General features: G+C 54.1%; 11 protein-coding genes. 4 read left to right on the plus strand and 7 right to left on the minus strand.

Going from position 1 to position 12,969, the window contains the following annotated elements; all coding sequences use genetic code 11:
* Nucleotides 1-9: 9 nt before the first annotated feature.
* On the minus strand, nucleotides 10-1,608 hold the full coding sequence (locus O3S68_RS05860; protein ID WP_016496001.1) for an ABC transporter substrate-binding protein: 1,599 nt from the start codon (nucleotides 1,606-1,608) through the stop codon (nucleotides 10-12).
* Nucleotides 1,609-1,888: 280 nt separating this feature from the next.
* Here O3S68_RS05860 and O3S68_RS05865 point away from each other — a divergent pair, with 280 nt between their 5' ends.
* From O3S68_RS05865 to O3S68_RS05875, 3 genes are read left to right on the plus strand one after another with little or no spacing between them, the layout of a single operon-like run.
* The gene (locus O3S68_RS05865; protein ID WP_269231030.1) at nucleotides 1,889-3,250 is read left to right on the plus strand and encodes an SrfA family protein; all 1,362 of its coding nucleotides are present in this window, start codon (nucleotides 1,889-1,891) and stop codon (nucleotides 3,248-3,250) included.
* Nucleotides 3,251-3,254: 4 nt separating this feature from the next.
* Nucleotides 3,255-6,236, plus strand: coding sequence for a virulence factor SrfB (locus O3S68_RS05870; protein WP_045508256.1), 2,982 nt, complete (start codon nucleotides 3,255-3,257; stop codon nucleotides 6,234-6,236).
* A complete protein-coding gene (locus O3S68_RS05875) occupies nucleotides 6,233-8,407 on the plus strand; it encodes a virulence factor SrfC family protein (RefSeq protein WP_269231031.1) in 2,175 nt (724 codons plus the stop codon). The genes O3S68_RS05870 and O3S68_RS05875 overlap by 4 nt, the downstream gene beginning before the upstream one ends.
* Before the next feature lie 36 nt (nucleotides 8,408-8,443).
* On the opposite strand, the gene O3S68_RS05880 is transcribed toward O3S68_RS05875, so the two are convergent.
* The 5 genes from O3S68_RS05880 to O3S68_RS05900 form a co-directional block, all read right to left on the minus strand.
* A complete protein-coding gene (locus O3S68_RS05880) occupies nucleotides 8,444-9,205 on the minus strand; it encodes an alpha/beta fold hydrolase (protein ID WP_269231032.1) in 762 nt (253 codons plus the stop codon).
* A 65-nt stretch (nucleotides 9,206-9,270) separates the two neighbouring features.
* A complete protein-coding gene (locus O3S68_RS05885; protein ID WP_017456865.1) occupies nucleotides 9,271-9,444 on the minus strand; it encodes a GhoT/OrtT family toxin in 174 nt (57 codons plus the stop codon).
* Nucleotides 9,445-9,540: 96 nt separating this feature from the next.
* Nucleotides 9,541-9,714 (minus strand): GhoT/OrtT family toxin, encoded by a 174-nt coding sequence (locus tag O3S68_RS05890; RefSeq protein WP_071925283.1) that lies wholly within the window; start codon nucleotides 9,712-9,714, stop codon nucleotides 9,541-9,543.
* Between the two features lie 525 nt (nucleotides 9,715-10,239).
* Nucleotides 10,240-10,776, minus strand: a complete 537-nt coding sequence (gene cybB / locus O3S68_RS05895; protein WP_269231033.1) for a cytochrome b561 — start codon at nucleotides 10,774-10,776, stop codon at nucleotides 10,240-10,242.
* Between the two features lie 31 nt (nucleotides 10,777-10,807).
* Nucleotides 10,808-11,497 carry a VIT1/CCC1 transporter family protein gene (locus O3S68_RS05900; RefSeq protein ID WP_016495992.1) on the minus strand — a complete coding sequence of 230 codons (690 nt, stop codon included), beginning with the start codon at nucleotides 11,495-11,497 and terminating at the stop codon, nucleotides 10,808-10,810.
* Nucleotides 11,498-12,229: 732 nt separating this feature from the next.
* On the opposite strand from O3S68_RS05900, the gene O3S68_RS05905 reads away from it, so the two are divergent.
* A complete protein-coding gene (locus O3S68_RS05905) occupies nucleotides 12,230-12,667 on the plus strand; it encodes an ECs1072 family phage-associated protein (protein WP_044489647.1) in 438 nt (145 codons plus the stop codon).
* A 56-nt stretch (nucleotides 12,668-12,723) separates the two neighbouring features.
* On the opposite strand, the gene O3S68_RS05910 is transcribed toward O3S68_RS05905, so the two are convergent.
* Entirely contained in the window at nucleotides 12,724-12,945 is a 222-nt protein-coding gene (locus tag O3S68_RS05910) for a hypothetical protein (RefSeq protein ID WP_016495990.1), read from the minus strand.
* Nucleotides 12,946-12,969 lie beyond the last annotated feature (24 nt).

Raw genomic sequence — 12,969 nt, forward strand, 5'->3', positions numbered from 1 at the left:
GCCTCTCCTTTAATTCAGCTTCGCTTTAGAAAAATCGCTGCCCATCAGGCTGACGGTATAACCGCTGACATTACTGCGGGTAGCGTAAAACGTTTTGCCGTTAGCCAGCGCGATCCACGGTGCCTGCTGGTAGAAAATCTCCTGCGCCTGGCTGTAAAGTTTGGCGCGCTCGGCAGGAGCGGCAGTGACTTTGGCTTTCTGCACCAGGGCATCATACCCCTTATCGCACCAGCGGGCGGCGTTGGAGCCGGTTTTGATGCTGTTGCAACCGAGCAGCACATCAGCAAAGTTGTCCGGGTCGCCGTTATCCGACATCCAGCCGAACAGCGCGGTATCGTGTTCCCCTTTGCGCATCCCGGCCAGATATTCACCCCACTCGTACGAGACGATCTTCGCCTTCACGCCAACTTTCGCCCAGTCCGCCTGAATCATCTCGGCGATGCGCCGCGAATTCGGGTTATACGGACGCTGCACCGGCATCGACCACAGCGTGGCTTCAAAGCCCTTTTCCAGCCCGGCCTGCTTGAGCAGTGCTTTGGCTTTTTCAGGATCGTAGCTGTAATCCTTCAGATCTTTATTAAACCCGAGCATGTTCGGCGGTAGCGGTGATTTTGCCACCGTACCGGAGCCGAGGAACACCGCATTGACGATAGCTTGTTTGTCGGTCGCATAGTTCAGCGCCTGGCGCACCAGCACATTATCAAACGGCTTTTTCTCGGTGTTAAACGCGAGGTAGCCCACATTCAGCGCATCAATGGTATGCAGCGTTAAGTCTTTGTTGTTTTTGATCTGATCAAACTGCACCGGTGCCGGGGCGGGAATAATCTGGCATTCATTGGTTTGCAGCTTCGCCAGACGGGTTTGCACATCCGGCGTAATAGAGAAGATCAGATGTTTGGTAGGCACTTCACCTTCCCAGTAATTTGGATTGGCGATATAACGGATTTGCGCATCGGTTTTGTACTGCTGTAAAGCGTACGGGCCAGTGCCGATTGGCCAGTTATCGACGTTTTCCGGCGTGCCTTTTTTCAGCATCGCATCCGCGTATTCCGCAGAGAGAATCGAGGCGAAATCCATGCCCCAGTCGGCAAGAAACGCGGCATTCGGCTCATTCAGTACAAACTGAACATGGTTATCATCGATTTTTTTCACTTCTTTGATCAGCTTATCAAGGCCGACATCGGTGAAGTATTCGTAATTACCTTGCGAAACATTATGATAAGGATGTTTCGGATCCATCTGGCGCATCACAGAGAAGACGACGTCATCGGCGTTAAAGTCGCGCGTCGGTTTGAAATATTTATTGCTGTTAAATTTAACGCCCTGGCGCAGCGTAAAGGTCCAGGTTTTACCGTCTTCAGAGACTTTCCAGTCGGTCGCCAGCGACGGCACCGGTGTGTTTTTCACCGGATCAAAGGTGACCAGGCGGTTATAAAGCACCTGCGAGCTGGCAACAAATGTCGGCCCGGAACTGGCAATTTGCGGGTTGAAGGATTCCGGTGACGCTTCGGAGCAGTAAATGATTGTATCGTTGGACGCCGCCCATGCGGCACTTGCCGGTAACAGTGTGCTCAGCGCAAGGGCGAGCAGCGTTTTTCCCGTGGACATTATCAGGAGCCTTCTTTTTTTATATGGAGCATTAATCTCAGCACAGCAGATGAGAACTGGCAAATAATGATTCCGCATCAGGTTATTCTAAAGCATTTGTTTTTGCTGAAATATCCACCATTATTAATGAATAAATTTGCGTTAAATAAATTTCGTGCCGTCAAGCGGGTTCGACGCGCTCAATGCGTCGAGAATTCAATGGTTTTGCGCTTTCTTCTGCCTTTTACTGGTAAGAAGTTTGCGTATAGTAGACGCGTGAAGAAGTCTATGGGATGAAAACGTGGCAAAAACTCTCTTGCGTAGCGGCGATTTGGATGATTTCCAGGCCGTTGGCGGCGGCGGTCAGGCCGTATTCGATTCGGCATTGCAAATTCGTGAAGCACTGCGTCTGCGTAAGCAGCAGGCGCTGGTAGATTGCCTGGCAATACCCCAGGTCAATGATGAAGGGGATCGTGTCGACTGGTATTCGCCCATTGATGGCCGCGCCCAGTCATGGAAAGCGGCGGAACCCGAGGCGCGCGCCCGTGCGCTGCGTTACCTTGAGAGCACGCTGGACAGCGCCGCCGCGCTGAGCCGCAAATGCCTGCAATCACCGAAAACCGCGCAGCAACTGTTTGGCTCGCTGCTGGAAAAAGCGCTGCAATTCCCCGGCGAAAACCATGTTTTCCTCGTTGATGGCAAACCGGTCATCACCTTCTGGGGCTTTGTGAATCTCAATGAAAGCGCCCGCGAAAATGTGCTCGAGTGCCTGCAAGAGCCGGAGCCAGAAATCCCTGAAATTATTATCGAACCGGAGCCAGAGCCGAAAGAAGAGCCCGCTGTCGAGGTGACATTCAGCCAGGCAGATGCGCCGCTACTCACGCCGCAAGCGGAAATCAAACCGCAGCCCGTAGCCGCACCGCCCGTGCAGGAAGCAGCACCGGTGGTTGCCCCTGAACCCGCTCCTCAGCCTGAACCTGCACCGGTGGTGAAAAAACGCCGCCGCTACGGTCTGTGGGCGTTGCCCGTTGCTGCGGCAGTCGCGGCGGCAATTGCCGTGCCGCTGGTGCTTAATCAGCAACAACAAGCGCCTGCCCCTGCCCCCGCCGAACCAAAAGCGGAGCCGGTCGCTATTGCGCCGCCGCCGATACAAGCCGAGCCGCTGCCTGAACTGGCGGGGAAATTGCCGCTGCATCAGGCTGAAATTGTTGCGCCTGCGGTCAAAACACCGGAAGTCAAACCGGTTGACAAAGGGCCGGTGGTTATCGCCTCTATCCCGAAAGATGTACTGGTGATGGATGCGCTAGAAGTGAAAATTGGCTCCACTAAATTCCTTAACGGTAACTGGCGTGTGGCGATGGATGTGAAAGATCCGGTCACTGGCAAAGCCCCTGCCGTGCGTTACCAGATCCAGAACAATAAAGGGACGGCGCGTATTGTGATGGGTAAAAATGTGACCTGTCGCGCCGATCTGTTCTCCGGCCTGCATGAAACCGGCGAACTGCTGATTAAGAGCCGCAGCAACGCACGTTGCAGCGACGGGACGCGTTACCCGATGCCGGAAATTTCCTGTAAAGCAAGCAGCAATGACGTCGCGGAATGCAGCGCGCGTTTTGACGCCAACACCACCGTTCCGGTGACGTTCAGAAAAACAGGTGACTGAGTTTATGCTGGTTAATCTTTGCGACTACAAACAGAGCGTGACGCTGATTGCCAATAGCGGCGTGCAGTTTCTTGATTTTGGCCTGACACCGCAGGATTCCGCCAACAGCGGTCGATTTGTGCGTAAAACCGCCAATGGCCCGCTGCTGCGTCTGGATTTCGATCTGGTCAACGAGCGTTATACGCTGCCGAACCGCGACGGCGGTCAGCCGGAAGTGGTAAAACCCGAAAGCACACATTCGCTGCAATATTCGTTGTCGATCCTTGATGGTATCTGGCTGCCGATCCCGTTCCTGCGCTTCAACCCGCCCCGTACTTTCGTTGAAGGCCCGGATAACTGGGCGCGCGTGCAGATCCGCAAGCTCAGCGAACCGGACAGCGCCGGAAATACCCACCGCGTGGCGCTGGCGCTCGACAGCCAGATTAACGGTAACTCGCCTGCCGCACTGGCGCCGCAGGAAAACGATATTCTCAATGGTACGCGGTTCTCACTGGCCTGGCGTGATGACGAAGTGGCGGATTTCCTCGATCAAACCTGGGTTGATGGCTGGCTGCGCGAAGCGTTTTTGCAATTCATTACGCAACACGAAACCCGCAGTGAGCGCGAAATTAACCAGGCATTGCGCGGTTTTGAATACCAGGCGCACTGGCTGAATCTGATGAGCCTGCTCGGCATGCAATTGCAGGTGCCGGAAGTCAAAATCGTCACGCACACGCTGAGCACCCCGGCGATCCCGGTCGATCTGATTCTGGATGTTGGCAACACCCACACCTGCGGCGTGATCATTGAAGATCACGGCGATGCCAACGATGGGTTGCGCCAGACGGCGGAATTGCAGGTGCGTTCGCTCAGTGAGCCTCAGTTCCTCAATGAGCCGCTGTTTACCAGCCGTCTTGAGTTTTCTGAAGCGCGCTTCGGCAAACAGCACTTCTCGGTCGAGAGCGGTCGCGAAGACGCCTTTATTTGGCCTTCGATTGTCCGCGTGGGCGATGAAGCCCGCAAACTGGCAACGCAGCGCCTCGGTACTGAAGGCAATAGCGGTATCTCCAGCCCGCGCCGCTATCTTTGGGACGAAACACCGGTATTGCAGGACTGGCGCTTTAGCCAGATGAACAGCAAAACCCAGCGCGAACCGCTGGCGACCGCCTTCCCGTTAATGAACCTGATGAACGACGAAGGCCAGCCGCTGTATAGCCTGCCGCTGGATGAGCGTTTACCGGTCTTCTCCCCCCAGTACAGCCGCAGCACGCTGATGACTCACATGCTGTGTGAATTGCTGTCGCAGGCGCTCGGGCAGATCAACAGTGTCGCCACGCGTCTGCGTTTGGGTTTTCCTGCGTCACCGCGCCAGTTGCGCACCATTATTCTTACCCTGCCCTCGGCGATGCCGAAGCAGGAGCGTGAAATTTTCCGTCGCCGCATGTTTGAGGCCATCGCGCTGGTATGGAAAGCCATGGGCTGGCATCCGCAGGATGAAGACTTTGCTAACCGCAAACAGCAGGAAAAAAGCGTGGTGCCCGTGCCGCACATTCAGATGGAGTGGGACGAAGCCAGCTGTGGCCAACTGGTATGGCTGTATAACGAAGCGATTTCCCGTTTTGCCGGGCAAACTGAAACGTTTTTCGCCTCGCTTGCCCGTCCGGATCGCGAAGAAGCTCCTGGCGCGGTAAAAGGCCGTTCGCTGCGCGTGGCCTCCGTCGATATCGGCGGCGGCACGACAGATATGGCGATCACCCATTATCAACTGGATGATGGCACCGGCAGTAACGTCAAAATCACCCCGCAACTGCTGTTCCGCGAAGGGTTTAAAGTCGCCGGGGATGACATTCTGCTGGATATCATTCAGCGCTGTGTACTGCCGGCACTGCAAACGCAGATGCAGAAAGCGGGCATTACCGATGCCGCGGCGATCATGGCGACGCTGTTTGGCGATTCCGGGCGTATTGATACTCAGGCCGTACTGCGCCAGCAGACGACGCTGCAACTGTTTATGCCGATTGGTCATGCCATTCTTGCCGCGTGGGAAGAGAGCGACATTAACGATCCGCTCGCCGGATTGCATGCAACCTTCGGCGAACTGCTCACGCAATTGCCGACGCGCAATGTCATGAACTACCTGAAGCAGGCGATCGATCATGCGCTGCCGTCCGGTTCAGCGGAATTCGATGTGCTGGCTGTCCCGCTGCAGGTCAATTTCCGCGAGTTGCAGGATGCGATGCTGGCCGGACAATTTACCCTGACCGCCCCGCTGCATGCGGTTTGCGAAGCCATCAGCCACTACTGCTGCGATGTGCTGCTGATCACCGGCCGTCCTGGCTGCTTACCCGGCGTGCAGGCGCTGATTCGCCACCTGCAACCCGTGCCGGTTAACCGCATGATCTGGCTTGATAAATACCGCGTACATGAGTGGTATCCGTTCAGCCAGCAGGGTAAGATCGGCAACCCGAAATCAACCGCCGCCGTTGGCGCGATGCTGTGCAGCCTGGCGCTCGATTTGCGTCTGCCGCGTTTTAACTTTAAAGCGGCGGACATCGGTGCCTATTCCACCGTGCGCTATCTCGGTGTGCTGGATAACGTCGTCAATACGTTGCGCGATGAGAATATCTGGTATCACGATATCGACCTTGATAAACCCGGCGCAAAACTGGACGCGCGTTTACACTTCCCGCTGCGCGGCAATGTTACGCTCGGTTTCCGCCAGCTCGCGAACGCCCGCTGGCCGGCTACGCCGCTCTACACGTTGAGTATCAACTCGCAGGAACTGGCGAAAACCATCGCGGGCGACGGCGTGCTGAATGTCCGTTTGCAGTTCAGCGGCGGCAATAAACAGCACGGGCCCGAATCGTTCACCTTGAGTGAGGCCTGGCTCCAGGACGGTACGCCGGTCGCCGCAGACGCGTTAACTTTTAAACTGAATACGCTGGCCGATCGCCGCCATAGCGGCAGCCATTACTGGATCGACAGCGGGAGTGTGTATCTGAAATGAGTGCGAGCGTAAAAACCACCCAGGCACTGGCGACATGGATCAACGAAAACCGCCAGCACGCACCTTTACTGGATGATGATGCCGACGCGCTGCTGTCGCGTCTGACGACTGCCGCCGCCGAGGAAAGCGCGCTGCGTGAAGCGGTCGACGCGCCCTGCACCGTTGGGTTGTATGGTCATTCACAAGCGGCCAAAGCGCATCTGCTGACAGCCCTGTGCGGCAGCGGTAACGGGCGGCTTAATGTGCGTCCCGGCGAAAAAACACTGGATTACTTCACCCATATCAATCCCGGCCATGCCCTGACCAGCATGGCGCTGCGCTTTAGCCAGCATCTCGCGCCGATGGATGAGGGTTTCCCGCTGTGCCTGCGCATTATCAGCGAAGCCGAGCTGGTGCAGATCTTTATTGCTCATGCCGTTCAGCAGCCGGAATTGCGCGCCGTTGATAAATCGGTGATCGAAGACCGCGTCGCGAAATGGCGCTCACTGCGCCAGCCGAATGCAGTGCCGGGGATCACGGCGGAAGATATCGGCGCGATTGCCCGCTTCTGGCGCGCGGCAGTGCCTTCGTCGCAGCAACAGATGGACGATGCGCTGTGGTATCAGTTTGCCTGCCTGTTGCCATCCCTCGATCTCAGCGCCCGCGCCAGCGCCTGGTCGCTGTTATGGGGCGAGCAGCAGGAACTCACGCAGCAGTGGTTGTCGCTGGCGCATACCCTTCACCAGACCGGTAACGCGCAGGAACTGGCGGCGCCGCTCAGTATTCTGGTGGATACCTTTGCCCTGCCAACCGACGGTTTCTTAACGCCATCGGAACCCGGTAGCGATGAGATCCATGACGAAGTGGTGGTTCACCCGTGGTCAAACGAGCAGTTGCACAATGCGGTCAGTATTCCGCTGGCCACCCTTGCGCTGATTACGCGCGAACTGGTGTTGCCGGTGGAAAACGCGGTGTTAACGGCCGTGGATATTCTCGATATTCCGACACCTGGCCCACAGGATGGCCAGCCGTTGTGGCGTAGCAAATGCCGCTGGTTGCTGGAAAGTTACCGCCAGCGCCTGCAACCGGATGTATTGATGATTTGCAATGCGACGCTGGAGCGCTCAGCAACCGCAGCCACTGCGCGCGCATTATTAAACTGGGTCAAAGAGACACAATCCGGTCAGGAAACGGCGCTGCCGGGGCTGGTCTGGGCGATTACGCCGCAGGATGCGCGCTTTACGCTGGCACAGAATCTGGACGAAGCCGTACAACAGCTCATCGGTAAACCGGGTCAGCACTGGGGAACGTTACAGGCGCTGGATGCCAGCAGTCTGCAGCGTCTGCTGGAGTGGCTGGTGCAGGCGACAGCGCCTGGCCTGCGTCAGCAGCGTCTGAAAGCGCTGACTGAGCGCCATCAGCGCGCCCTTCGCGATCTGCTGCAACCCTGGCTTGCCACCGCCGCGAAAGACGCGGCGGCGCAACGCGCGAGCGCGGAGTCCGTGGTGCGTGAACTGCAAGGCCAGGCTTCACGCCACGGTGAATTACTGGAAGGTTTACAGCCGGATATGCAGCAGTTCGATACGCTGTGGAAAGTTCAGCAGCCGCGCGAAGAGAAAGTCAGCGGCTTGTTTAATGAATCTATCGATCTGTTTGCTGAATCCACAGAAAGCAGCGAACCGCAGGCGGTGTCGAAAGATATCGGTCAGCAGGCGCATGCCTTGTGGGTCAACCATGTGCGCCAGTGGAGCCGCAACGATGATAACGCCGCGCGTCTGGGGCTCAGCCCTGCCACGCTGCGCCAGATGGCGGAGATTGTTATCGTCAGCAGCTACCGGCTAAATTTACCCGATCAGTTGCAAAAAATTATGCAGCGCGATACCGCCTGCGCCGCGCAACTGTACGCCGCGATTGGTAACTTTGTCGCCTGGCTGGGTTACGCGGAGATCGCGCAAGCGGATCGCCCGGAAAGCCGTGTCAACAAAGGCAGCACCATTTTTTCCAGCGGTACGGATGGTGCCACTCAGGCGCGGTTAACCCGTCTGAGCGAACAGCCGGTACACGCCGCCACCCGCTATGTTTATGACTGGCTGGTGGCGTTGTACCACCGGGCTATCGAAAACATTGGTTACAGCCATCCGCTGGATATCAGCCCGGCGGCGCGCAAAAAACTCAAATCCCTGCTTCCCTGAAAATCACCCGGCCATGCAAATGTGCCGGGTTTCTTTTTACTCATGTTCCGCAATAAATGCCGCTAATGACTGTGCCAGTAAGGCTGGCTGTTCGTCAGACATTGAATGACCGGCTCGCGGAATAATGCGCAGCTCAATCCCTTGTTGCAGCACACTGTCGGCATCGTTATCCGGTAGTGACAGCTCGCCAAAAATCAGCGTTTTAGGGCGCGGAAACCGGGCAAATAACGACATCCACGACGGCTCAATACCATCAACCAGGCTTTTCGCGCCGCGCCATACTGCCCAGGGCGCGCTGCTTTGCAGGCTTCCGGCCCAGGCGGTTTTTTCCTGCGCCAGCATCGCCGCGTAGCCGCAGGTGACAAAATCGGCCTCATCCTGGGCCGCGATAATGCGGCTAAACGCCCCGCCACCGGCGTGAAAATTAGGTTCAGATACCGCCAGCGCGTTGACACGCTGCGGGATACGCGAAGCGACTTCAATGGCGATACTGCCGCCCATGCTGTGGCCGTATAACCAGAATGCATCGAGCCCAAGATGATCCAGCAGTTCAATCACCACTTGCGCCTGATCGCTGGTGCGATAAGAGAAGCTCGCCGGACGTTCACTGTAACCGTAGCCCGGCAAATCGATAAGAATGGCGCACCTGCCAGCAAACGCCGGATCGGCGACGATGCGCGGGTATTCGTACGAAGACGCGCAACCCAGACCATGAATAAAAACCACCGGATCGCCTTTGCCCGGTAACGCGTGCCAGCGCACCTGCGCCTGCGCGTGGAGTGAATAGAGACTGTTCATACCTGCCCTCTCTGCTGCAATACTGTTTTTATATACAGTATCACAGCATTATGGCAAGGACACGATTAAAAGAGAGAAAAAAGTAACGCGACGGGAAAACTGATGGGCCAGGTCGCACCGACTAACAAAGCGCTAAGCAGGCGGATTTTGCGGCTATCTTTGGCGAGAAACCAGGTTGCCACGGCGCATAACACCGCCATGACAACGTAGAAAATAAGCAGTTTGGTGTAGAGTTCCAACGTCTGTCTCCTGTCCTTAGGTAAAACATCCGCCTAACATGTTGCACTAATTTTCAAGGCGTTATCGCCTTCGCCGTCACGCTTTGCTGGCAAAATTTAGAATATGGAAAATAACAGCGCAACCGGGAAGCTCATGGGCCATGTCGACCCCACTAAAAACGCGCTCAGCAGGCGAATACGTTTACGATCGTGAGAAAGAAACCAGGTAATCAGCGCGCAAATCAGCGCCATGACAAAGTAGAAAACCAACATTTTTTGGTATAACGACATAACAAACATTAACCCAGAAATAACAAAACGAACGCAATATGCTCTTTTTATTGATATATATCAAGTCGAATAAGGATTACCACGAAAGGTGTAGCGGCGAGCTTTGATTTAACAGGCTGATAGTTCGAAAGAAGCAGTAAGCACTGTCTCGGCCTTCGACCTGCCAATACGCTTCACGCCGCTGTGCCACAACCGTGTAATTTGCTGAACAGAATGCTGATTTTGTCAGTGACAAAACGTTTCGGGACAAAGCGGGCTGGCAATCGCTTGCGACATGCCGGTATGAAGAAAAAGGGAAGCATGGTAAATCTTGCCTGTATTAAGGCGGTAGGCACTGCCGGGTTGTCCCGGACGAAACAACACAGCGCTCATTACAAGTTTCTGCAAAGCTGCCGAGCCAGCGATCTGGCGACGCCAATGAAGGATATTGCAGACCCTGCTCTGCCGCGGATAAGCGCTGAAAGCAACAAACTGCAGGCTGATAGCGTTCGGGTCTGCTTAAATAATAGGTTTCGTGACGCCTGCTTAATCCCTGAATTTCCCCGGCATCATTCTTTTTAACGTGTTATCCCGCCAGATATAGTGATGCATCAGGGCTGCCGCGGCATGTATACCAATGATGAAATAACCGGTGTTAGCCAGTAGTTCGTGAATTTCCTTCAGGCTGTGTTGTAAAAAGGTATTTTTAACGGCCGCTACGGGCATAGTAATAAACAGGAAAACCCACTCTTTCTGCCCAAAATAGAGCGAAACTACACCAAGAAGAGGAAGTACGATAAAAAGCGCATATAAAATAAAATGAACAACAGTGGCGCTGAGTTTCTGCCATTGCGGTAAAGGTGGGACAACCGGTGGCTCCGGCGTAACAAACCGGAATATCATTCTGACCAGCATCAGAATAAATACAGAAACGCCACACGTGTAATGAGTAATCGCCATCCAGTAACGTCCTGCAGACTCTTTAGGGAAAATACCCTTAAATTCCATCGCTGCGTACGTTATCGCAATCAGCAATAAAACCAGCCAGTGTAACGCTATCTGACTACCCGAATATTTTTTCATTTCTTATCTTTCCTGAGAATTAAACGATCTTCTAAGCCAGTACATGGCCGGCAAGTGTGCCTGCGCCCATTGATACAGCCATTGCCATGGCACTCCAGAAAGTGATTCTGAGTATCGCTTTCAGTGGTGATGCTTTGCCCACAATCGATGAGATATAGCCAAGGAGAGTGAGTGAAAAGAGTGTGGAAAGGATGACGAAGGGAAAAACCAGTGTTGCGGGCGCCAGCCATGCAACAATCAACGGCAACACCGCGCCCGCAGAAAAACTCAGCGCCGAGAAAATGGCCGCTTGCAGAGGTTGTGCCGAATTGGTTTCCGTCAGTCCCAGCTCCTCACGGGCATGTGCGTCCAGCGCATCCTTTGCCATAAGCTGCTGTGCAACCTGATGAGCAAGAAGAGGCTCCAGACCCCGCTGAATGTACAACGAAGTAAGCTCCAGCACTTCGCCCTCATAATCGTCAACCAGCTCCCTTTTCTCCTGAGCGAGAGCTGCGTTTTCTGTATCCGTCTGGGAGGAAACGGAGACATATTCTCCGGTTGCCATCGACATTGCGCCCGCGACAAGCCCGGCAATCCCTGCCAACAAAATACCTGATGATGGAGTGCCCGCCGAGGCAATACCGAGCACGAGACTCGCTGTAGACACGATACCGTCATTTGCCCCCAGCACTGCCGCCCTTAACCATCCCACTGTTCCGATACTGTGTCGTTCCAGATGCATTGTGCGGTTTTCCTGTTAATCAATAATTAATAATTCATACATTACTGATATTAAAAAGCTGCGTTAGCCGATAATTTATTCTCTCAGCCTTAACACCACATTAAGATCACCTGAGTATAATCCCAAATCTTTTTTTATTTCGCGTGGCAGCCATATGCGTAATGATAATGGATGTCAGTAACGTTCAGTCCGTACACAAAAACATCTGCCAGCGCTGGCATTAATTTTATTTCACCGCTTATGCGGATGCTTAGTGGCATATTATCAGTAACGCAGGGGTTGATTGCTGATGGTATTCATTCTCTTTCTGTTTTAGCCGCTGATTTTTTTCGTGTTACCCGACAATAAAAAAATCTGACCGCTTTCACCATTATGGGCAAAGCAGTATTTAAAAGATGCTTCAATGCTTTTGGGAACTATGTTAATGCAAATAAATTGCGGTATCTGGCAACGCTTGCTGAGTTACACATTGCCACTTTATGGCTGACGATGAGGGCAGTAATAATAAAACAAGGTTAATCCGCGTTGCCCTGTGTCTCCTGTTTGCAAACGCATGGCATCGCATCAGCGAGGTAGACGAAGGGCAATGAAACGATATATCCAGTAATTTAACTTAAGGATTAACTGATGTGTTATTGCGGCCGCTAATAATGTCGGGAAGTTTGGCGAGCCGGGATCATCTCTGATATTGTCTACCGGCAAGGCAGACATCAGATGAAACAAGGTAAGGTTATGCAGAAATATGACGACCTGTGGCAAGCCATAGAAGTTCGGGTGCGTGAAAACAATGACATAACGCACGTCGATATGACCACTGATACCGCCCGGGGCAATGCGGCCCGGCAGCGCATCGCGCAGATATTCGTCCTTGAAGTGTTGCTCTCTCGCCACCGGGAAAAGTACGCCAGCAGCTTCGTTCCGCTTGCCGGTGAAGAGGCGCTTTATCATTTAATATTTAAACGCACCGGCTGGAAACCCTTTGAAGTAAAACAACTCTCGTTTATTGATGCCATGTTCGTGCTGGCAGAATTATTCCGCGATGAAACGCTGCCGGCGGAAGTGCGCGCCGTTCTGCGTTCGCAGGGTGTAAAAGATGAGCCCTTCTCGACCTATGATTTTTCAGAGAAAGATTGGGCACCGCGTGAAAATGAGGTATTCCTGAAAAGGTAAGCCTGCAAATTAATTGCATTGTTAAATAAATAAGGGCTCTGATGAGCCCTTATTTTTTAATTCAGCATGGAGGGTGCTGTTTCATTACCTGCGAGACTTTCAACGCGGGCAAAATAAAACTCTTCACCTTCGCAATAGTAGGTTTCGATAGGCATGCTGGCACTTGCCGCCCCGCCATCAAGCCCCGCTATCGCCCATTGTACCGAGGTTTCGCCATCTTCAACGGTCAAAAATTCAGACGCGCCCCCTGGTACGAGCACGACTACGATTTTACTCATTACTCTTTTTTCCTTGCCTGATTT

The sequence above is a fragment of the Kosakonia sp. SOY2 genome (genome assembly GCF_027109175.1).
Lineage (GTDB): Bacteria > Pseudomonadota > Gammaproteobacteria > Enterobacterales > Enterobacteriaceae > Kosakonia.